At 63.5% G+C, this 20,744-nt stretch carries 22 protein-coding genes; 10 read left to right on the top strand and 12 right to left on the bottom strand.

All coding sequences use genetic code 11. The annotated features are described in order from the left end of the window. Window positions 1–27 precede the first annotated feature (27 nt). Window positions 28–3,531, top strand: a complete 3,504-nt coding sequence (gene carB, locus NKJ81_RS16710; protein WP_352541084.1) for a carbamoyl-phosphate synthase large subunit — start codon at window positions 28–30, stop codon at window positions 3,529–3,531. A 268-nt stretch (window positions 3,532–3,799) separates the two neighbouring features. Here the strand turns inward: carB and NKJ81_RS16705 are convergent, their stop codons facing one another. After that, entirely contained in the window at window positions 3,800–4,348 is a 549-nt protein-coding gene (locus tag NKJ81_RS16705) for a site-specific integrase (protein ID WP_352541083.1), read from the bottom strand. 496 nt (window positions 4,349–4,844) lie between these two features. On the opposite strand from NKJ81_RS16705, the gene NKJ81_RS16700 reads away from it, so the two are divergent. Then, entirely contained in the window at window positions 4,845–4,967 is a 123-nt protein-coding gene (locus NKJ81_RS16700; RefSeq protein ID WP_352541082.1) for a hypothetical protein, read from the top strand. Here the strand turns inward: NKJ81_RS16700 and NKJ81_RS16695 are convergent. The 4 genes from NKJ81_RS16695 to NKJ81_RS16680 form a co-directional block, all read right to left on the bottom strand. Beyond that, window positions 4,960–5,424, bottom strand: coding sequence for a DUF6644 family protein (locus NKJ81_RS16695; RefSeq protein ID WP_352541081.1), 465 nt, complete (start codon window positions 5,422–5,424; stop codon window positions 4,960–4,962). The genes NKJ81_RS16700 and NKJ81_RS16695 overlap by 8 nt on opposite strands. Beyond that, complete coding sequence (locus NKJ81_RS16690; protein WP_352541080.1) at window positions 5,425–5,808, bottom strand: DUF6152 family protein; 384 nt, start codon at window positions 5,806–5,808, stop codon at window positions 5,425–5,427. Between the two features lie 350 nt (window positions 5,809–6,158). Further along, a complete protein-coding gene (locus NKJ81_RS16685) occupies window positions 6,159–6,647 on the bottom strand; it encodes a GNAT family N-acetyltransferase (RefSeq protein ID WP_352541079.1) in 489 nt (162 codons plus the stop codon). Further along, window positions 6,640–7,416 carry a transglycosylase SLT domain-containing protein gene (locus NKJ81_RS16680; RefSeq protein ID WP_352541078.1) on the bottom strand — a complete coding sequence of 259 codons (777 nt, stop codon included), beginning with the start codon at window positions 7,414–7,416 and terminating at the stop codon, window positions 6,640–6,642. The genes NKJ81_RS16685 and NKJ81_RS16680 overlap by 8 nt, the downstream gene beginning before the upstream one ends. Window positions 7,417–7,623: 207 nt before the next feature. Between NKJ81_RS16680 and NKJ81_RS16675 the strand changes: the two genes are divergently transcribed. Next, window positions 7,624–8,193 carry a methylated-DNA--[protein]-cysteine S-methyltransferase gene (locus NKJ81_RS16675; RefSeq protein ID WP_352541077.1) on the top strand — a complete coding sequence of 190 codons (570 nt, stop codon included), beginning with the start codon at window positions 7,624–7,626 and terminating at the stop codon, window positions 8,191–8,193. Between the two features lie 52 nt (window positions 8,194–8,245). Here NKJ81_RS16675 and NKJ81_RS16670 read toward each other — a convergent pair whose 3' ends face one another. Next, window positions 8,246–8,572 (bottom strand): hypothetical protein, encoded by a 327-nt coding sequence (locus NKJ81_RS16670; RefSeq protein ID WP_352541076.1) that lies wholly within the window; start codon window positions 8,570–8,572, stop codon window positions 8,246–8,248. A gap of 295 nt (window positions 8,573–8,867) precedes the next feature. Here NKJ81_RS16670 and NKJ81_RS16665 point away from each other — a divergent pair, with 295 nt between their 5' ends. Beyond that, window positions 8,868–9,080 (top strand): cold-shock protein, encoded by a 213-nt coding sequence (locus NKJ81_RS16665; protein ID WP_352541075.1) that lies wholly within the window; start codon window positions 8,868–8,870, stop codon window positions 9,078–9,080. Between the two features lie 510 nt (window positions 9,081–9,590). Here NKJ81_RS16665 and NKJ81_RS16660 read toward each other — a convergent pair. The 3 genes from NKJ81_RS16660 to NKJ81_RS16650 form a co-directional block, all read right to left on the bottom strand. Further along, on the bottom strand, window positions 9,591–10,199 hold the full coding sequence (locus NKJ81_RS16660; protein WP_352541074.1) for a glutathione S-transferase family protein: 609 nt from the start codon (window positions 10,197–10,199) through the stop codon (window positions 9,591–9,593). Window positions 10,200–10,462: 263 nt separating this feature from the next. Beyond that, window positions 10,463–11,317, bottom strand: a complete 855-nt coding sequence (locus tag NKJ81_RS16655) for an EAL domain-containing protein (protein ID WP_352506737.1) — start codon at window positions 11,315–11,317, stop codon at window positions 10,463–10,465. Further along, on the bottom strand, window positions 11,314–12,207 hold the full coding sequence (locus NKJ81_RS16650) for an EAL domain-containing protein (RefSeq protein WP_352541073.1): 894 nt from the start codon (window positions 12,205–12,207) through the stop codon (window positions 11,314–11,316). Before NKJ81_RS16650 ends, NKJ81_RS16655 begins: the two co-directional genes overlap by 4 nt. A 202-nt stretch (window positions 12,208–12,409) precedes the next feature. On the opposite strand from NKJ81_RS16650, the gene NKJ81_RS16645 reads away from it, so the two are divergent. Then, a complete protein-coding gene (locus NKJ81_RS16645) occupies window positions 12,410–13,612 on the top strand; it encodes a pyridoxal phosphate-dependent aminotransferase (RefSeq protein WP_352541072.1) in 1,203 nt (400 codons plus the stop codon). 6 nt (window positions 13,613–13,618) lie between these two features. Here NKJ81_RS16645 and NKJ81_RS16640 read toward each other — a convergent pair whose 3' ends face one another. Both NKJ81_RS16640 and NKJ81_RS16635 read right to left on the bottom strand, forming a co-directional pair. Continuing rightward, a complete protein-coding gene (locus NKJ81_RS16640; protein WP_023678338.1) occupies window positions 13,619–14,014 on the bottom strand; it encodes a (R)-mandelonitrile lyase in 396 nt (131 codons plus the stop codon). Between the two features lie 30 nt (window positions 14,015–14,044). After that, window positions 14,045–14,644, bottom strand: coding sequence for a methyltransferase family protein (locus NKJ81_RS16635; protein ID WP_352541071.1), 600 nt, complete (start codon window positions 14,642–14,644; stop codon window positions 14,045–14,047). Between the two features lie 144 nt (window positions 14,645–14,788). On the opposite strand from NKJ81_RS16635, the gene NKJ81_RS16630 reads away from it, so the two are divergent. The 4 genes from NKJ81_RS16630 (at window position 14,789) to NKJ81_RS16615 (ending at window position 19,199) form a co-directional block, all read left to right on the top strand. Beyond that, window positions 14,789–15,655 (top strand): alpha/beta fold hydrolase, encoded by an 867-nt coding sequence (locus NKJ81_RS16630; RefSeq protein ID WP_352475048.1) that lies wholly within the window; start codon window positions 14,789–14,791, stop codon window positions 15,653–15,655. 179 nt (window positions 15,656–15,834) lie between these two features. Continuing rightward, window positions 15,835–17,886, top strand: coding sequence for an elongation factor G (locus tag NKJ81_RS16625; RefSeq protein WP_352541070.1), 2,052 nt, complete (start codon window positions 15,835–15,837; stop codon window positions 17,884–17,886). Window positions 17,887–18,440: 554 nt separating this feature from the next. Next, window positions 18,441–18,653, top strand: a complete 213-nt coding sequence (locus NKJ81_RS16620; protein WP_352541069.1) for a hypothetical protein — start codon at window positions 18,441–18,443, stop codon at window positions 18,651–18,653. A 48-nt stretch (window positions 18,654–18,701) separates the two neighbouring features. Beyond that, window positions 18,702–19,199 carry a methyltransferase family protein gene (locus tag NKJ81_RS16615; RefSeq protein ID WP_352541068.1) on the top strand — a complete coding sequence of 166 codons (498 nt, stop codon included), beginning with the start codon at window positions 18,702–18,704 and terminating at the stop codon, window positions 19,197–19,199. Window positions 19,200–19,218: 19 nt separating this feature from the next. On the opposite strand, the gene NKJ81_RS16610 is transcribed toward NKJ81_RS16615, so the two are convergent. Next, the gene (locus NKJ81_RS16610; protein ID WP_352469808.1) at window positions 19,219–19,971 is read right to left on the bottom strand and encodes an SDR family oxidoreductase; all 753 of its coding nucleotides are present in this window, start codon (window positions 19,969–19,971) and stop codon (window positions 19,219–19,221) included. A gap of 121 nt (window positions 19,972–20,092) precedes the next feature. On the opposite strand from NKJ81_RS16610, the gene NKJ81_RS16605 reads away from it, so the two are divergent. Then, window positions 20,093–20,737, top strand: a complete 645-nt coding sequence (locus NKJ81_RS16605; protein ID WP_352541067.1) for a TetR/AcrR family transcriptional regulator — start codon at window positions 20,093–20,095, stop codon at window positions 20,735–20,737. The last annotated feature ends 7 nt before the right edge of the window (window positions 20,738–20,744 follow it).

Below are 20,744 nucleotides of genomic sequence, written 5' to 3'. Positions count from 1 at the left end.
AAGCCGCCCGCCGAACGGACCCTCGACATGCCAAGACGCACCGACATCAAGTCGATCCTGATCATCGGGGCCGGCCCCATCGTCATCGGCCAGGCCTGCGAATTCGACTATTCCGGCACCCAGGCCTGCAAGGCGCTGAAGGAAGAGGGTTTTCGCGTCATCCTGGTCAACTCCAATCCGGCCACCATCATGACCGATCCGGAGCTGGCCGACGCCACGTACATCGAGCCGATCACGCCCGAAGTGGTGGCCAAGATCATCGCCAAGGAGCGGCCGGACGCGCTGCTGCCGACCATGGGCGGCCAGACCGCGCTCAACACGGCTCTGTCGCTGCGCCGCATGGGCGTGCTCGACCGCTATCAGGTCGAGATGATCGGTGCCGACGCCACCGCAATCGACAAGGCCGAGGACCGCGCGCTGTTTCGCGAGGCGATGAACAAGATCGGCCTGGAAACGCCGAAGTCGATGCTGGCCAACGCCACCGACGTCAAGAATGCCGACCGCAAGACGCATGAGGCCGAGCGCGCCGAGTTGAAGGCGGAAAAGCCCGAAAATCTCGACGCCGCGCTCGATGCTCTGGAAACGCGCTGGAACCTCGGCGAAGGCGACCGCAAGCAGCGCTATATCAGCCATGCCATGGCGATTGCAGCACAAGCGCTCGACCATGTCGGCCTGCCCGCCATCATCCGCCCGTCCTTCACCATGGGCGGCACCGGCGGCGGCATCGCCTACAACCGCGCCGAATTCTTCGAGATCGTCCAGTCCGGCCTCGATGCCTCGCCGACCACCGAAGTGCTGATCGAGGAGAGCGTGCTCGGCTGGAAGGAGTATGAGATGGAGGTTGTCCGTGACAAGGCCGACAATTGCATCATCGTCTGCTCGATCGAGAACATCGACCCGATGGGCGTGCATACCGGCGATTCGATCACCGTCGCCCCTGCGCTGACGCTGACCGACAAGGAATACCAGATGATGCGCAACGCCTCGATCGCGGTGCTGCGCGAGATCGGCGTCGAGACCGGCGGCTCCAACGTGCAGTTCGCCGTCAACCCGGCCGACGGCCGCCTGGTGGTGATCGAGATGAACCCGCGCGTCTCGCGCTCGTCGGCGCTCGCCTCCAAGGCGACAGGCTTCCCGATCGCCAAGATCGCCGCCAAGCTCGCCGTCGGCTACACGCTGGACGAGCTTGAGAACGACATCACCGGCGGAGCAACGCCGGCCTCGTTCGAGCCGAGCATCGACTATGTCGTGACAAAAATCCCGCGCTTTGCCTTCGAGAAGTTTCCCGGCGCCGAGCCGGTGCTGACCACCTCGATGAAGTCGGTCGGCGAGGTCATGGCCATCGGCCGCACTTTCCAGGAATCGCTGCAGAAGGCCTTGCGTGGACTGGAGACCGGCCTGACCGGTCTGGACGAAATCGAAATCCCCGGCATCGGCCATGGGACGACAGCTGCCAGCCACGTCGACGACCGCAACGCCATTCGCGCCGCACTCGGCACGCCGACGCCGGACCGGCTGCGCATGGTGGCGCAAGCGATCCGCATGGGCACCTCGCTGGAAGACGTGCACGCCATGTGCAAGATCGACCCGTGGTTCCTCGAACAGATCGCCGGCATTCTCGACATGGAAGCCCGCATCCGCGAGCACGGCATCCCCGAGGACGCCGCCAATCTACGCATGCTGAAGGCGATGGGTTTTTCGGACGCCCGCCTCGCGTCGCTGGTCAGGAAGGATGTCGAAGAGATCCAGAAGATTCGCGACAAGCTCGACGTTCATCCGGTCTACAAGCGCATCGACACCTGCGCCGCCGAGTTCGCTTCGCCCACCGCCTACATGTACTCGACCTACGAGGTGCCGTTCGCAGGCGCGCTGGCCAACGAGGCGCAGGTCTCGTCGCGCAAAAAGGTCGTCATCCTCGGCGGCGGCCCCAACCGCATCGGCCAGGGCATCGAGTTCGACTATTGCTGCTGCCATGCCGCCTTTGCGCTGCGCGACGCCGGCTTCGAGGCGATCATGATCAACTGCAATCCCGAAACCGTCTCGACCGACTACGACACCTCCGACCGGCTCTATTTCGAGCCGCTCACGCCGGAGGACGTGTTGGAGATCCTGCGCGCCGAGCAGGCGTCGGGCGAACTGGTCGGCGTCATCGTCCAGTTCGGCGGCCAGACGCCGCTGAAGCTCGCCGATGCGCTGGAGAAGGCCGGCATCCCGATCCTCGGCACCTCGCCCGACATGATCGATCTCGCCGAGGACCGCGACCGCTTCCAGAAGCTCTTGCACAAGCTCGGCCTCAGCCAGCCGAAGAACGGCATCGCCTATTCGGTCGAGCAGGCCCGCCTCGTCGCTGGCGAGCTCGGCTTCCCGCTGGTGGTGCGCCCGTCTTATGTGCTCGGCGGCCGCGCCATGCAGATCATCCACGACGAGAGCATGCTGCAATCCTATTTGCTCGACACCGTGCCCGGCCTGGTGCCGGAGGACATCAAGCAGAAATACCCCAACGACAAGACCGGCCAGATCAACACGCTGCTCGGCAAGAACCCGCTGCTGTTCGACACCTATCTCTCAGGCGCCATCGAAGTCGATGTCGATTGCCTCTGCGACAGCAAGTCGACCTACGTCTCCGGTATATTGGAGCACATCGAGGAGGCCGGCATCCATTCGGGCGACTCGGCCTGCTCGCTGCCGGTGCATTCGCTGCCTTCCGAACTCGTCGACGAGCTGGAGCGCCAGACAGCAGCACTTGCCCGGGCGCTCAATGTCGGCGGCCTGATGAACGTGCAATATGCGATCAAGGACGGCACGGTCTATGTGCTGGAGGTCAACCCGCGTGCGTCGCGCACCGTGCCTTTCGTCGCCAAGACCATCGGGCGGCCTATCGCGAAGATTGCTGCCCGCATCATGGCCGGCGAAAGCCTGGAAGACGCCTTCGCCCATTACGGCGCCATGCCCGACCCGCGCAATCCCGGCCACATCGCGGTCAAGGAAGCGGTGTTCCCGTTCGCCCGTTTCCCCGGCGTCGACATTTTGCTCGGCCCGGAAATGCGCTCGACCGGCGAGGTCATGGGCCTCGACCGCGACTTCGCGCTGGCCTTCGCCAAGAGCCAGCTCGGGGCGGGTGTTGATCTCCCCCGCGCGGGCACGCTGTTCGTCTCGGTGCGCGACGAGGACAAGAAAGGCATCCTGCCGGCGGTCAAGCGTCTCGCCGGCCAGGGATTCAAAGTGCTGGCCACCTCCGGCACCGCCCGCTTCCTCGCCGAAAACGGCGTCGCCGCGGAGAAAATAAACAAGGTGCTGGAAGGCCGCCCTCACATCGAGGACGCCATCCGCAACCGCCAGGTGCAGATCGTCTTCAACACGACGGACGGCCAAAAGGCGGTGTCGGACTCGAAATCGCTGCGCCGGGCGACGCTGATGCAGAAGGTGCCGTATTACACCACGCTTTCGGGCGCGGCTGCGGTGGCGGAGGCGATTGCGGCGTTGAGGGCGGGGAGCCTGGAGGTTCGGCCGCTGCAGGAATATTTTGCCTGATGAGCGCTTTTTTCCCTTCTTCCCTTGTTGGAGAAGGTGGCCGAGCGAAGCTCGGTCGGATGAGGGGTGTTTCAGCTTGACGGTCACGTAATCTGGCGTCCACCGCCATCGCGGGAAAATTTGCTCGGAACCGACAAATCAGCTATCTACTCGGGCATCTGGAAAAATTCAGATTGGTGGAGGCCGCTGGTCTTAGGTATGGACCCTATTACCAGCGGCCCCGGTGTCTCGGCTAAACCGAGAAAGATTCTCCGTTTGGACGGGAGAATCAATCAGATGCTGCCATAGCTCGCACGACATTTGCAATCTTATTTGCTTCAGCGGGCGTCAAATCAAATGGCAAGCCTTGGATTTGAATTATCAAATTTTCCCGAATCGGGATTGGAAGCACCGACACGCTGGTCGGCGGGGCCATCATCGCTGATGTAACCTGTCGAGCAGCTGGCCTTTCCCCCTGAATTTGCGCGACCTTCTGGCGCTCGCTTGTCTTCCGAAATCCAGCAGCCCCCCCTACTTTAAACGTCATTGGGTTGTCTTGGTAGTTTAAGAAATCCTCCACCGACGACTTTACGCGGCTTTTGTAAGTGTTCAGGCTCCCGGGAGTATAATTTCCTCCGGAAATGTTTGAAAACCTATGCATCAAACGATCGAGATCCACTTCGGCCAAATCAGAAGCCTCTACTTCGTCGAGTAGAGCAAGGACTTTGCCTGCCGCCGCTTTTCTGGCGTTGGCAGTGGTCTTGTTCAGGAGCCCCTTCCTGGCTAGGTAGTCCAAAAACTCTAGCAGAGCTTCTCGTGATCTAGGCTTCACATCCATAGCAATCTCCGTTGGCACCACAAATGACGGAGTCGGATGTCAATGTCAAACGAATTTTGTCCAGTTTGATCGTTTTTTTAAAACGACGGCGTTTGATTGAACAAATGGACTATGTGGCGGGCAAGCATGGCTCGACTAAGTCGCCAGGATGGCGCACGGTCATATCCTCCACGTTGTCAATGAACGTATCGCAGACGGAATCCAGGCCGGCGGCTCGAAGCTGCACGCCAGCGGGTTTGCCGCGAAGTATCTGGTATAGACGCTGGTGATGGCGTTGTACTGCGCCGGAATTGACGGCGTAGATGCGCACCATCACCACATCGTCGAGCGAGGATCCCCGCTTCCAGGCAATGTTTCAGCGCCTTCAGCGACGCCTCGGTCCGCGTTTCTATGTCGCCGCGCACCATCTCGCCTGTCACCATGTCCACCGGTGGCGTCGCGAACAGGAAATCATTGGCCCTGACGCGGTCGAGCACGGCACGCCGAGCGATCGCACTTGGCCGATATCACCGGCACCTCGATGATTTCCTTCTTCATGGCAAGCTCGTTCCAGATGCATTTTGCAGGGAGCTTATCTGCCCGCCTCGGCCGGACCATCGCCGACGCTCGGTTTAGTTGAGAAACCCAATAAACCGTCCGGCGAAAAGCACGGACGTCCACAGCATCAGCGAAAGCACCGCCAGCATGGTCGTGGCTCCGCCGGCCGGCTCGTCACCGCCTTTTACGCGGCGCACGAAGACAAGGAAGTTGGCGCCGGCGAGGAGGATGAGTGTCATCTTGGCAAGGAAGATCGGCATCGCCGCATATTCGCTCGCCCTGACCGAAAACAGCAGCGAGCCCGTGACCAGCGCACCGCCAAACGCGGCCAATGCGGTGCGGCGCAGCAGCGCGACGAACGCCGCCTGCGGCAGCGAGCGGAAGGCGCCCAGGATCCTGAGGTCCATGAGCCAGACGCAGGTCAGCAGCACGCCGATCGACATGATGTGCAGCGCATTGACGATGGGGTAGGCGACGAACGAGGCCTTCAGTCCCCGCACCAAAGCGAGTTGCTCGATGCCGGCGAAAAACCCGTCCATTCAGGCCGGCGGCACGCGGTCAGGATAGACGTCATAGGTCTTGCCGCCGACGATGACGCGGACTGCCTTCACGCGTTTTTCGCTCTCGTCGCGCGAGCGGTTGCCGATCGCGGTCACCTCGTCGCCGACCTTGGCGACCTCCTCGGTGAAGCCGGCGGCAATCGTGCGGGACGGCGTCGCCATCTCCACCCGCCAGGCCTCTCCCTTCGCGTCGACATCCAGCGTGGCGTGCGGGTTGCCGATATAGATGGCCGTGATCTTGCCCCGGAGTTCGAAAAACCCGTCCTGCGTCCACGACCAGCCGTGATGGGCATAGGCCGGACTGACGGCGGCAAGGATCACCGCCGCTGCCAGCGTGATGCTCCGGTTGAAAGGTGACCGCATCGCTCGTCTCCTCGGTTCATTTCGATTGGAGGGTAGCTCACGGCGCGGCAGCGTCAAATCACATAAGGGCCTTTTGGGTCGCTGCGCTCCACAGCCATGGTAACGGCATGGATCCTAGGGTCTGCGCTCCGCTTCGCGTTCGCTCCGCCCTAGGATGACGAAGCGAGGGGAGGTTTCCAGCCAATCTCCAACGTCCGCGATTGGCCTTATGCCACTGTACCTTCGTCATCCTAGGGCGGAGCAGGAGCGAAGCGACGTTGCGGAGACCCTAGGATCCATGCCGTTACCTTCGAGCGTCGCAGCCTGCTTGAATATCAACGCACTTACCCGAAGCCAGCTTTGCCCTGCCTTCACCCCGCCCAGTCGACTTCGACCATCCCCAGCCGTTCGTAGAGCCGGACGGCGGCGGCGTTCTCGACCGTGTTGGTCTTGAGGTCGACATGCACAGCACCCCTTGCGTGAAACACGGCGAAAGCGTGGCGCATCAGCGCCTCGGCGATGCCGTTGCCGCGCGCCTCCGGGTGGACGGCAAGATCCTTGACGAAAGCCCGCGTCCAGCAGAGCGCCGCGCCCGCCAGCCGGCCCTTGTCGTCGATGACCAGGAAACACAAAGCTGGGTCGAATTCCGCGCCGGCCGAAATGCGCGGCCACCATTCGTCGAACGGCCCGTCGGCGCCGTCGTCGAACACCGCGGTCAACAGCGTATGCAAAGCGAGTGCATCGGCGGCTTCGAAGCCGCGCATGAAAAAGCCTTCGGGCCAGCGCGGCGCCAGAAGCGTGTCGTCGAGGATCTTGCGCAGGCGGATGTCGTTTGGCGCCGGCGGGCGCGGCTCAGGCATCGGGTTGCATGCGGCGGCGCAGGCTGTCGCTGCCGAGGCCGGTTTCGCCCAGCATCCCCTTACGCTTGGCGTCATAATAATAGCCGCTCTGGTAGAGCCGGTCGGCGCGCTTGGGGTTGCCGCCTGAGACCAGCCAGGCGCCGCGCAGATATTTCACCGCATATTTCAAATTGGTCTCGGCATCGAACAGGCCGCTTGCCGGCCCGTCATAGCCCATGCCGCGCGCCGTCGCGTGCTTGATCTGCATCAGCCCCCAATGGCCGTGATTGTAGGCTTTCGGGTTGAACGTGCTCTCGCGGTTGACGACGCTGCGCACCAGATCGACCGGCACCTGATAAAGCGCGGAATATTTCTCGATCAGCCGCTCGATCTCGCTGCGGCCGCCGGCGTTGGACTGACCCTCGGTGGGGTCGGTCGCGGCCAGAGCGGCCGGGTCCTGCGGCAGCGTGTAGGAAACCGGCTGAACGCCGGGCATGGCCTCGGTCTGTTGGCTGACCGGCATGGCGACGGCTGGCGTCGCGGTAACAGGCAGCGCGTTGGCGGTCATGACGGCGGGGGTACTTGCCGCCAGCGGCGTCGGCCCGGCAAAGGCGGCGGCCGGCTCGATCGGCAGCGCCGCTGTCTGGGCGACGCCGGACGGCTCCGGCAGCACCGAAACCGTGTCAGGCAGCGCCAGCGTAAAGCCGGCATCGGTATTGGCCGTATTTTCGGTGAAGGCCGGCGTCGGGGTCACCGGCGAAGTCGAGGTGCAACCGCTGAGAGCGGCCACGGCCAACACCGCCGCAAGGACGGGAAAGAGGAATTTTGCTGGCAAGCGGCGCTCGGGTCCGGTTCGTCGGGTGTTAAGAAGTCCTTACACCAGCATCTTTCCTCGGGCAATCCGCGGTAGCTGGTGGTTTTCGGGTGGCGAGCCGGGCCGCGAAATGCGATATTGTTCTGGATTTGTACTTCGAAGGATTCCGGAAAGGAGCACGCCATGCACGCCTCTCATGCCACCGCCGGCCACGCGGTCTTCGAAACCGTGCTCGGCTTCATGGGCATCGCCTGGAGCGATGCCGGACTGACCCGGCTCTGCCTGCCGCAGCGCAATCGCGACGCGGTCGAGCGCCGGCTGCTGCGCCATGCCGCCGCCGACCAGCCTGCGAAGCCCGAGCCGCAATGGGTTGCCGAGCTGATCGCGTCGATCAAGGCCTATGCCGCCGGCGAGGATATAGATTTCTCCAACGTGCCGGTCGATCTCAGCGGCGTCGACGAGTTCCGCCTGGCGATCTATGACGCGGCACGAAAACTCGCCTTCGGCGAAACCACCACCTATGGCGAACTGGCCAAACGCGCCGGCCATGCCGGGCTGGCGCGTGAGACGGGCGCCGCACTCGGCGCCAACCCGGTGCCGCTGGTCATCCCCTGTCACCGCATCCTTGCCGCCGGCGGCAAGATCGGCGGATTTTCCGCGGCCGGCGGCTCGGCCACCAAAGAAAAGATGCTGGCAATGGAAGGCGTACGCGTCGGCCCGCCGCCCCCGGCGCAGGTGTCGTTCGGGTTTTAGTGGTGCTGATATTCAGGCGAGGCCGGCACCCGGCGCACCATTTCGTCCCACTCTAATCCGGAAGCAGGCGCCGGCGAAAACGCCGGTCGATCTCCACCCGCTTGCATTTGTAGACGGTGCAGGAATTCGTGTCGGCGCTCGGCACCGAGGCCCGCGCCCTGACCTCGCCGATGTCGCAGAATTGCTGGCTCCGCACATAGCGGTCATAGAGCGCCAGCCCCGGCACGCGCGCCGATCTGTAGCGCAGGATGACCGCGCCCTCGCGCGCGATCGTCGCCTGCACCCTGCCGCAGCTCATGCGGGTCGGGTCGTAGCGTGAGACCGCCTGCGCCTCGGCGGCCACCAGGGTCAGGCAAGCGGCAAGCAGAACGATTTTCATGTCCCTCCCCCCAAAACCCGTGCCCGAAGCTGTCGCGATCCTCCCGCGTCAGGCGCGCAACGACGACGCTCTCACGTGATTGGGGCGGCCGTTGGGCAGCGTTGCCGTCGCGCCATTTTCCGCCCCGTCTTGTTTTTTGCGCGAAGGCATATTATATGCGGTCCATTGATATTTCGGCCGATCGATCCGGGCCTCGCGATCTTCGCGTTTGCTGACGTTCTATCTCCAAAATCTCGATACAAACCGGCTGGGTTTCGGCCCAGTCAAACTAAAGCAAACGTAAAGGACTATCGAAATGGCAATAGGTACGGTCAAGTGGTTTAATTCCACCAAGGGTTTCGGCTTCATTCAGCCTGACAGCGGCGGCGCGGACGTTTTCGTCCACATCTCCGCAGTCGAGCGTGCTGGACTGTCGACCCTGGTTGAAGGCCAGAAGATCAACTTCGAGATCGAGCAGGACCGCCGCACTGGCAAGTCGTCCGCTGGATCTCTGAGCAAGGCAGCCTGATTTTGCGAATGGCGCCCCCCGCGCGAAAAACCCGCGCGCGCGGGCAAACCAGGGGCTTCTAGCGGGAGCGCCCCGAGCCCCCCCGCGCGCAAGACCCCCCCCCCACCCACCACCAGAATGAGTACCGCCCCGCCCCACGGCAATGGCGGCCGGTGATTCTCGCACCCCGGCCGCTTTTTTTTCCTCCGGGCGCGCGCCGGGCCACCCCGGGGGGCGCGCGGCAAGTCACGGATGTACTGGCGGTCGCGCGAGAAGCGCGCCGGAGCGAAAGACCCCGACAAGCCGAAGCAGCAGATTGCTGCCGGCCCGGCCAAAACGCTCCCGATCAGGCTACCAAGCATGGGAAGGCGGGATTTTGTCCCGCCTTTTTGCTGTCTGGATTTTAAACGCCGACAATTGGCGAAACCGGCGATACAGCTCCTTCTCCCCGTATAGTGACGGGGAGAAGGACGCTTTCGCCAAAGCTTTCGCCAATTGTCAACGTTGCTCAGCAAAGTCGGCGAGCTGCGCTCAACCCACCCACTCCAGCGGCACATGCCCCGGATCGGCCTCGACCCTTTTCAGCCAGGCGGCAACCGCCGGATAGGCGTCGAGCTGAAACCCGCCCGTCTCGGCCGTATGCGTATAGGCATAGAGCGCGATGTCGGCGACGCTGAGCGCATTGCCGGCAAAGAACGTGCTCCCGGCCAGGTGCTTGTCCATGACGCCGAGCGCCTTGTTGCCGCGCTCCAGCGTCAGCGCCAGCCGCTCGGGCGTTGCGTCCTTGGCTCTTTCAGGGAAGGTCAGCAGCGCCCTGCGCACGGCGATATAAGGCTCGTGGCTGTATTGCTCGAAGAACAGCCACTGATAGGCCAGCGCGCGTTCGTATCTGTCCGCTGGCAGAAACCGCGTGCCTTCGGCGAGATAGAGCAGGATGGCATTGGATTCGGCCAGCCGCCGGCCGTCGTCGAGTTCGAGCAGCGGCACCATGGCGTTCGCGTTTTTCGCGACATAGTCGGGCTTGCGCGTGTCGCCGGTGTGCGAGCTGACCTCGACATTGGTGAAAGCGATGCCGAGCTTGGCCATCAACAGGCGCGGCTTGTAGCAATTGCCGCTGTCGATCATTCCATAGAGTATCATCGGTGCTCCCCCTTGCTCGCAACCACCCCTCTCAGGGCTTGATCCAGCCTCTATCGCGGCAGCGGCGGCTTCATCCAGTGATTTGTTTTGGCGTAAGCATCAGCGCCGCTGATGCATTTCAGGATATGTCGAGATTCAAGTCAGGCCGAGCCGAGAAGAGCGGGTTCCGAGAACCGGAGCGGAGCGTACTTTTTGGGTACGTGAGCACCGGAAGCGCAGGACCCCCCGTTCGCAGGCCGGCATCACTTGAATATCGGCATATCCTAGCCGAACAAGGGGATGACGTTGCTATCCCTGCCAAGCAGCCTGTCGATCGACAGAGGCTCCTCGTCGAACAGCGTACCGGCCAGCGCCGGCCGGGCAAGGTAAAAGCCCTGCAGCAGGTCGACGCCGCCATCCAGCGCGACGCGCAGATGCGTGGCGTTCTCGACGCCTTCGACCAGCACCTTGGCGCCACGGTCGTGCAGCGTCGAAACCAGCGGCCGGAAAAACCGCTCGGCGGCGGCATGGCGGCAGAATTCTGCGAACCAGGTGCCGTCGATCTTGACGATGTCGGGCTGCACCAGCGCTACCCTTTCTTCGGTCGAATGCCCGGTGCCGAAATCGTCGATGGCGATGCGGACGCCGTCGCGCCGCATCTCGCGCGCCAGGCTGACAAGCACCTTGTCGCCGGCCGCCTGTTCGGTGATCTCGCAGACCAGCATGCCGGGATGCAGGCCGAAATCCGCCAGATGCCTGGTCATCAGCCTGATTTCGGCCAGCGCCCGTGCGGGGTCATCGTTGATCAGCGGATTGTAGTTGAAGAAGAGGTCGAGCCCGTCGACGCCGATGTTGCGGAAGTTGCGCAAATGCAGCACCCGGCACATGGTTTCGACAAACAGCCGATCCGCTGCCGGCACGCCTTCGAAGAAGATTTGCGGCGCCACCGGCCTGCCTGCACGGTGCGGCTCGATCAGTCCCTCGACCGCAACGGCGGCGAGAAACCTGCCGCGCGGCGCGAAGACCGGCTGATAGGCGCTCCTCAGCCGGAATGCGCCGTAGACGCCATATTCGATGCCGACCTCGTCGGCAAAGATCGCTTCGCCGACCTTGCGCCGCATGTCGGCCCGCCCGGTCACGATGCCACCCTGCGCCCGAAAGCCCGCATCGGTCGCCGCGAGGTCGAAACGGCCGTGGGCACTTTGTCCTTATCGGGCGACACCGCTGATGCCTGCCCGGCCTTGTCGAAGACGTGAAAGCTGGTCGGTGCAAGCTCCGGGCGTGCCAGCACGAAGCCTTGCACCATCGAGGCGCCCGACTTTTCGGCGAGCTCGAGCTGCCAGCCCGTCTCGATGCCCTCGAATACCGTACGGATGCCTTGCTCTTCGAAGCTGGTCACCATAGCGGTCAGCAAGGCGAAGCCGGCACCGGATTCCATCAGCGTCATGATCCAGTCGGCGTCGAACTTGACGATGTCTGGCCTGAGTTCCTTGATGCGATTGATGTCGGATTCGTCCGCGCCGTAATCGTCGACGGCAATGCGCAAACCATTGCCCCTGAGCGCCTCGACGAAATTGTAGAGCGTTTCCTGCGACGCCGATTTCTGTTCGGTGACCTCGCAGACGACGCGGTGCGGATCGATGTCGGCCTCGTGCAGCACCAGCCGCATTTCGCGCAGCGCCTTGTCGGCGATGCTGCGGTCGGTGAACACCGATGGATCGAAATTAATGAAGATGGAGGCGTCTCGCGGCAGGCAGGCGCCGGCGTTCAGAAGGTGCAGCGTCCGTGTCAGCGCCTCGATATGCAGGCGGTCGACCGCCGGACAGCTGTTGAAGAAACTCATCGGCGGCTGCGGCTCGCCTTCGCGGAACGGCCGGATCAGCCCCTCGAACGCGACGACGGAAAGCTTGCCCTTGTTGAAGGCGAAGATCGGCTGGAACGCGCTTTGCAGCGTATAGACCCCCCAGACACCGCTGGCGGTGCCGTCATCATGGCGGATGATATGGGCAAGCCCGATGCTGCGCGTCACGGTTCCTCGCTGTGCGAGACTGGCGGACCGGCTACGGTCCTGCCGTTCTAGCTTTTACCGATCGTTGGTGAATTTATTGTTGCCAGCATTGCGCGCTGGCTCATTCGACAATGCCTGCGCTGGGCTTGCGCTTGACCAGATGATGCGACATGAGAGGCGCCGCGGCGCTTTCGCCCGCCGGTCTTTTCTGGAGATATCTGTCATGGCCTTTCTTGCCGACGTCCTTTCCCGCGTAAAGCCTTCCGCGACCATCGCGGTGACGCAGAAGGCGCGCGAGCTGAAAAACGCCGGCCGCGACGTGATCGGGCTGGGCGCCGGCGAGCCGGACTTCGACACCCCCGACAACATCAAGCACGCCGCGATCGAGGCGATCCGCCGCGGCGAGACGAAGTATCCGCCGGTATCCGGCATTGTGCCGCTGCGCGATGCGATCGCAAAAAAATTCAAGCGCGAGAACAATCTCGACTACCGGCCGGAGCAGACCATCGTCGGCACCGGCGGCAAGCAGATCCTGTTCAACGCCTTCATGGCGACGCTGAACCCCGGCGACGAAGTGATCATCCCGCGGCCCTACTGGGTCAGTTATCCCGAAATGGTGGCGATCTGCGGCGGCACCTCGGCCTTTGCCGACACCTCCATCGACAACGGCTTCAAGCTGACGGCGGCCGTGCTGGAAAAGGCGATCACGCCGCGCACCAAATGGCTGTTGATGAACTCGCCGTCCAACCCCTCGGGCGCCGCCTATACCGAAGCGGAGCTCAAGGGCCTGGCCGACGTGCTGTTGAAGCACCCGCATGTCTGGGTGCTGACCGACGACATGTACGAGCACCTGACTTATGGCGACTTCGTCTTCAAGACCATCGCCGAGGTCGAGCCGAAGCTCTATGAGCGCACGCTGACGATGAACGGCGTGTCAAAGGCCTATGCCATGACCGGCTGGCGCATCGGCTACGCGGCAGGCCCGGTGCCGCTGATCAAGGCGATGGACATGATCCAGGGCCAGCAGACCTCCGGCGCCTGCACCATCGCCCAATGGGCGGCGGTCGAAGCGCTGAACGGCCCGCAGGATTTCATCCCGAAGAACAAGGCGATCTTCCAGGGCCGGCGCGATCTCGTCGTCTCGATGCTCAACCAGGCGCGCGGCATCACCTGCCCGTCGCCGGAGGGTGCGTTCTACGTCTATCCCTCCTGTGCCCAGCTGATCGGCAGGAGGACCAAGAACGGCAAGGTGATCGACAGCGACGAAACCTTCTGCTCCGAACTGCTCGAGGCCGAGGGCGTGGCGGTTGTTTTCGGCTCGGCCTTTGGCCTCGGCCCGAACTTCCGCATCTCCTACGCCACGTCGGAGGCTCTGCTCGAAGAGGCCTGCACGCGCATCCAGCGCTTTACCGCCGCGCTGGTCTGAGACGTTTCAGCCGCCATACTGCTCGTCGTTCACCTTCTCCAGCCAGTCGACATGCACACCCTCAAGCGCCTCCTGCATGGCGATGTGGGTCATCGCCGATTTGGGCGCGGCGCCGTGCCAGTGCTTTTCGCCGGCCGCAAAGGAGATGACGTCGCCGGCCCTGATCTCCTGCAGCGGCCCGCCCCAGCTTTGCACGAGACCGGCACCGGATGTGACATAGAGCGTCTGGCCAAGCGGATGCGTGTGCCAGTGGGTGCGGGCGCCGGGCTCGAAGCTGACCAGCGTGGCTCTGAGCCGCGCCGGCGCCTCTTTCTCGATGATCGGCGTCTGCAAAACCCGGCCAGTGAAGTATTTTTCCGGCGCAACAATCGTCGGCACGCTGCCGCAGGCAATGATCTTCATCGTCGCAAATCCTCGATTCAATCCAGTGTCTTAGACCCTACCACTTTCGTCCGATGCCGGCTGCATCTCCTGCCGGCTGCGGGCAAAACGCGGCCAGAACAGACCGGTCCGCGTGCGGTAAGCGTCGTAGGCATCGGCCAACCTTGTCCGCGAAAATTTTCGCTCTTCGTCCAAGGCCGCGATCACGTAGATCGTAACGATGCCGGCGACCGGCACCACCGCCCAGACCGACCAGGTCGCGATACCCCATCCGACCCAGAAGATGATGTAGGACGTGTAGAACGGATGCCGGACATGGAGATAAGGGCCTTCGGTCACCAGGCTGTCAGGATTGTCAGGATCGAATGCGAACCGCAGCCCCGCCTTGCGGGAGACCGAGATCGCCCACCAGAACAGCGCCGAGCTTGCCAGTTCGATGGCGAGCCCGCCGATCTTCGCCGCCAATGGCTGCCGCTCGATCCACAGCAGCGCAAGAAAGAACAGCGCCGTGCCGACCACGACGGCCGAAATGATCATCGCGCCTGGAGACATGCTCGGCGACTGGAAATGCGCGCGCATCGACCAGGCATATTGGCCGAGCGTCGCGATGCTGCTGATCGAGACGAGAAGGTCGAGTGTGGACTCCATCATCAGGCTCCGGGGGTTAGCTGTGGTGGATTCGTTCATCATACCCGGCGCAAGCCGAGAAATCATTTCTTAACCACCGTTCTAAACAACATGGTGACCTCGGCATGCGATGTTGACCTGGAGACAATCCCAAGGTCCAAACCAGATATGGCCGTTTCCCACCGCACGATCCGTACGCCGCAAGCGGATTTGCGCCTCAGCCAGTCGTCGGGACCCGGCATCCCGCTTGTCCTGATCCACGGCTCAGGCAGTTCGCGCGCCGTATTCGCCCGCCAGTTCGACAGCCCGTTGGCCGCTGCCCATCGGTTGATTGCTTTCGACCTGCCCGGCCATGGCGAATCGTCGGACGCCCGCGATCCGGCGACGGACTACACAATCGCCGGCCTTGCCCAATCGGCGGCCCAGCTCCTCGATGCCTTGGGCATCGGCCGCGCGGTCGTCTTCGGCTGGTCGCTTGGCGGGCACGTGGCAATCGAACTCGCGAGTTTTCACCGCGCCGTCGGCGGGCTGATGCTGACCGGCGCGCCGCCGGTATCGAAGGGTCCTTTCGGCATGCTGCGCGGCTTCCACGCGCATTGGGACATGCTGCTGGCGTCCAAAAAGACGTATTCCGAACGCGATGCCGAGCGCTTCGAGACGCTGTGTTTCGGCGACACCGCCGATCCGTCCTTTCGCCAAGCCATCCTGCGCACCGACGGCCGGCTGCGCGCCGCGGTGACGCGCGGCATGCTCACCGGCAAGGGTGCCGACCAGAGACAGGTGGTCGAGCAAGCCGCGTTTCCGGTCGCTATCGTCAATGGCGAGAACGATCCGTTCGTCCGGCTCGGCTATTTTGAGACGCTCGCCTACGGCTCGCTGTGGGAGCATTGCCACATCGTCTCCGGCGCCGGGCATGCGCCTTTCTGGGAGCGTGCGGACCTGTTCAATCCGTTGCTCGCGCGCTTTGCCGAGACGGTGGCGGTGCAGCGCGTGGACGCACCCCCGCTGGCGTCGCGCCTGACCGGCACCGGCTGAACCGGCCCCAACTTCAAATCCCTTCAACTTCAAATCCCTTCAACTTCAAATCCCTTGCCCTCCCGGCCTGCCCGTGGGACGATGCCCTTTGGGTAGGTGGCAAATTGAAAAAAGCCTCGCCCGCGACGGCCGACAGGCCGGCCGCCGCTCACAGGGAAACGCCTGAGTGGAGGTCAGCCATGGGTACTCGCGCCGGAGGACGACGCACGGGACCGAAATGCATTGCCATAGTCGGTCCCTTCGCAAGCGGTAAGACGACACTTCTCGAAGCCATACTCGCCCGTACAGGCGCCATTCCCCGCCAGAATCCCGTTTCGTCCGGAAATACCGTTTCCGATCATTCGCCCGAGGCGCGCGCTCACGGCATGAGCGTCGAGGCGACCTTCGCCACCACCGATTTCATGGGCGAGCCGTTCACCTTCGTCGATTGTCCCGGCTCGATCGAATTCTCCTTCGAAGCCGAGCCGGTGCTGGCCGCCTGCGACGTCGCCGTGGTCGTTGCCGAGGCCGACAAGAAGAAGATCCCTGCCCTGCAGCTGATCATGCGCAAGCTCGACGAGCTCGGCGTGCCGCGCATGCTGTTCCTGAACAAGGTCGACAAGGCGATAGCAGGTGTGCGCGACACGCTGAAGATGCTGCAGCCGGCAAGCTCGGTGCCATTGCTGCTGCGCCAGATCCCGCTGCGCAAGGACGGCGTCGTCATCGGCTCGATCGACCTCGCTCTGGAGCGTGCCTACATCTACCGCGAATATGCCGAGAGCGAGGTCGCCCAGATCCCGAGCGACGACAAGGCGCGCGAGCTCGAGGCGCGCTTTTCCATGCTGGAGACACTCGCCGACCATGACGACCGGCTGATGGAGCAATTGCTTGACGAGATCGAACCGCCGAAGGACGCGATCTTCGACGACCTCGCCGCAGATCTGCGCGACGGCACGGTGACGCCGGTGCTGATCGGCACCGCCGAGAAGGGCAACGGCGTGCTGCGCCTGTTGAAGGCGATCCGTCACGACGCACCCGACATCGCGGCGACGCGCCAGCGTCTCGGCGCGCCCGATGGCAATGCCACCGTGGTCCAAGTGATGAAGACCATCCACACCGCGCATGGCGGCAAGCTGTCGGTGTCGCGCATCCTGTCCGGCCAGGTCGCCGACGCCGCCGAGCTGTTCCTTCCCAGCGGCGAGACGGCAAAGGTCTCCGGCATCTACAAGATGCTCGGCAAGGACCAGGTCAAGCTGACTTCGGCCAAGGCCGGCGACACTGTGGCGCTCGGCAAGCTGGACGCCGTCAGGACCGGCCAGACGCTGAGCTCGACCAAGGGCGGCATCAAGCCGCTGGTCACGCTGGCGCCGCCGCAACCGGTCTTCGCCTTCGCGCTGCGGCCGAAAGAGCGCAAGGACGAGGTCAAGATGTCGGCGGCCATCCAGCGCCTGGCCGAGGAAGATCCCTCGCTCAACCTGCATCACAACCAGGATTCCGCCGAAACCGTGCTGTCCGGTCATGGCGAGATGCATCTGCGCGTCGTGCGCGAGCGGCTGGAAGGCAAGAACCAGATCCCGGTCGAAGGCCATGTGCCGGCCGTGCCCTATCGCGAGACGATCCGCAAAGCGACGCAGCAGCGCGGCCGCCACAAGAAACAGTCGGGCGGCCACGGCCAGTTCGGCGATGTGGTGCTGGAGATCAAACCGCTGCCGCGCGGTTCAGGCTTCCAGTTCACCGATACGATCACCGGCGGCGTCGTGCCGAAGACCTACATCCAGTCGGTCGAGACCGGCGTGCGCGATTACCTGAAATCGGGCCCGCTCGGCTTCCCGGTCGTCGATGTTGCCGTCAACCTTTCCGACGGCTCCTACCATGCGGTCGATTCCTCCGACATGGCCTTCCAGATGGCGGCGAAGCTGGCGATGAAGGAAGGCATGGCCGCGTGCTCGCCGGTGCTGCTGGAGCCGGTGATGAAGGTCGAGATCGTCACGCCGTCGGATGCGACGTCGAAGATCATCGCTCTGATCCCGCAGCGGCGCGGCCAGATCCTCGGCTACGACGCGCGGCCCGACTGGCCGGGATGGGACGTGGTCGAGGCGACCATGCCGCAGGCCGAGATCGGCGACCTCATCATCGAGCTGCGCTCGGCCACTGCGGGTGTCGCCAGCTACCGGGCCGTCTTCGACCACATGGCCGAACTCACCGGCCGGTTGGCCGACGAAGCGCTGAACGCCAACGGCAAGGCCGCCTGAGCTGCCCTTGCGGCCCAACAGGAACCGGCCCCCGGAGCCCCCGGGCGCCGTTTCTTGCGGACCGTCTTCGTGGGAGGCGAAACGGCAGGTCCGCCGCATGCTTGCCGCCGGTGTTTGGCGGAGGAAGGTTCGGACGCGGTAGCTGCCTGAGCCCGGGTCGTCCGAGTGATGCCCCCATCCCCCGGACGAGCCACACCGCGTCCTATGCTCTGCTTAATCGATTTGGCGCGCCCGCGGCATGTTACCCGAGGTTACATGTCACTGTTACGCGACCGTTCCGGCCGATTTTCTGGCGATGTGTTGGTTTCGGGCAACAAAAAAGCCGGATCAATGAAGACCCGGCTGAGTTTGATTGGAAGTGCCTGTTAAGGCTAACCTCCAGAGGGGAACACTCGAGAGCGCTAATGGGAGGAGAACGCGCTCAGGAGATGATCTATATATGTGCTCTTCATGCCCAAGAAACAAGCATCTATTTTGCAACACTCACATGCAAAAAGGCGCCGGCTGTGGTCTAATCCGTCCCGAAGCGCAATAGGACCAGTTGAATCGCTGAAATGCAGCCTGCGGCAAGGCAAAAATCGATCCACGGCCGCGAATCAGCAGCGATTCCTGCTCGGAAAATCGAAAAACGCAGGATGACGTGGAATCGTGCAGCACGCGTTTGTTTTTTCGGCAGCCAGACCTTGCTGGTGCATGCCGCCCAAAAGCCCGCCATCGAGCTTGACCTGAGGTGCGGCGGCTTGGGTTACGTGCCGGACAAGACCTGAAGCGCGTTGCAGGAGACCGTTCAAGGCCGCGCCCGTAAGGAGAGCTATATGCGAGCCACTTCGGCGATCGCCGGCAGCGTCATCTTCCTTGCTGTAGCGCCCGGCGTGGTCGCCGGACTGTTGCCTTGGCTGCTGACCGATCGCTATCGCCTGCCTTGGTCGAGACTGCCCGGTTTCGTTCCTGTGGGCTGGCTGCTGGTTGTCGCCGGCACAGCCATACTGCTGCACGCCTTTGCCCGGTTTGCCCTGGAGGGTCGGGGTACGCCCGCCCCGGTCGCGCCGACCGAGAGGCTGGTCGTCGGCGGCATCTACCGCCATGTCCGCAATCCGATGTACGTCGCCGTGCTGTCGATCGTCCTCGGCCAGGCACTGCTGTTTTCGAGCTGGACGGTCGCCGCCTATCTAGTCATCGCCGCGGCCGCCATGATCTCCTTCGTGAGACTATATGAGGAACCGACGCTTGCCCGCCGCTACGGTGACGAATACGAGGCCTACCGCCGTGCCGTACCAGGCTGGCTGCCCCGCCTGACACCTTGGCGCGGCTGAAGCAGGCTCCAACGCAACGTCACCACGGCAGCGGGCCGTCCTCGTTCGAGAACGTGCCCGTCGGACCGTTCGCGTCGAGAAGCGCGAGGCGCACGGGCTCCCGCGCGGCCTGTTCGACTGTGCGCGGACCTTCGAAGTTGTTGAGCTCCGTCGCGGTGTAGCCCGGGCACGCAGCGTTGACCTTGATGCCGGTCTCCTCGAGCTCGATGGCGAAGGCGAGCGTCATCGCGTTGACGGCCGTCTTCGACGGGTTGTAGACGGCGCCAAACGACGTGCGGTACGGAAAGGCCGGATCCGCGTTCAATGTCAGCGAGCCGGCGCCGCTCGATACGTTGACGATACGCGCCGCCGGCGCCTCACGAAGGAGCCGCAGCATCGCTTGCGTGACGGCAACGATGCCAAACACGTTCGTCTCGAATACCGCGCGTACGTCGTCGAGGGAGGCAATGCTCGGGCGGCCCGAATTGATGATCTCCTCGAGCGGCCTGCCCGGCTTTCCCGCATGGGAGATGCCGGCATTGTTCACCAGCACGTCGAGGCGGCCGAGTTCGATGCGGATGCGCTCTGCCGCGGCGGCGATCGACGCCTGATCGGTGACGTCGAGCTGCAGGGCGTGGGCATCCTCTCCGATGCTATTTGCGGCTGCCTCGGCATGCTCGAGCCTGCGCGATCCTACGAGCACGGTAAGGCCGTTCGCCGCGAGGTCCTTGGCGATCTGAAGACCGATGCCCTTGTTGGCCCCGGTGACCAGGGCGACGGGTTTGTCCTGCATGGTAATCTCCTTTTGTGCACCGATGTGTGGCCAACACCGCCTTGCCGTGCTAGATATAAGTCAAACGGAACCACGTTCCATATATATCCGGAACAAGGTTCCGTTTGCAAGAGGTAATTTGATGGGCGAAAAAACGCCGAACGGCAAAACGGATCAAGGCGATCGTCTGGAACCCCGCGACCGCGCGGATCGGCACGTGCGCGCCGACGCACGGCGCAACATCGACGCGTTGCTCCGGGCGGCCATGGCGGTGTTCGCGACCTCCGGCGTGGAGGCTCCGGTGCGAGAGATCGCGGAAAAGGCTGGCGTCGGCGTCGGCACCGTCTACCGCCATTTTCCACAGCGCTCGGACCTGATCGTGGCCGTCTTCCGCAACGAGGTTGACGCCTGTGCGGACGCCGCGCCGATCCTGGCCAGAAAGCATGAGCCCGGTGAAGCGCTGGCCCTGTGGATGCAGCGCTACGTGGATTTCATCACGGCAAAACGCGGCCTCGCGGCAGCCTTGTACTCAGGCAATCCGGCATTCGACACTTTGCCTGCCTATTTCAACCAACGGCTCCGGCCCGCGCTTCAAACATTGCTGGAGGCGGCGGCCGCGGCCGGCGAGGTGCGAGCCGATATCGAGCCGGGCGATCTGTTAGGGGCGGCCGCCAGCCTTGCCATGCCGGCACATGGCGGCGGCCCTGCCCAGGCACGGCGCATGGTTGCCCTGCTGGTCGACGGTTTGCGCTACGGCGCCAGCACGCTGGCGGATATGCGTTCCTAGTCTATAC

It is taken from the genome of Mesorhizobium sp. M0018, assembly GCF_040323955.1.
Lineage (GTDB): Bacteria > Pseudomonadota > Alphaproteobacteria > Rhizobiales > Rhizobiaceae > Mesorhizobium.
This window is presented reverse-complemented; position numbering and strand designations above follow the sequence as displayed.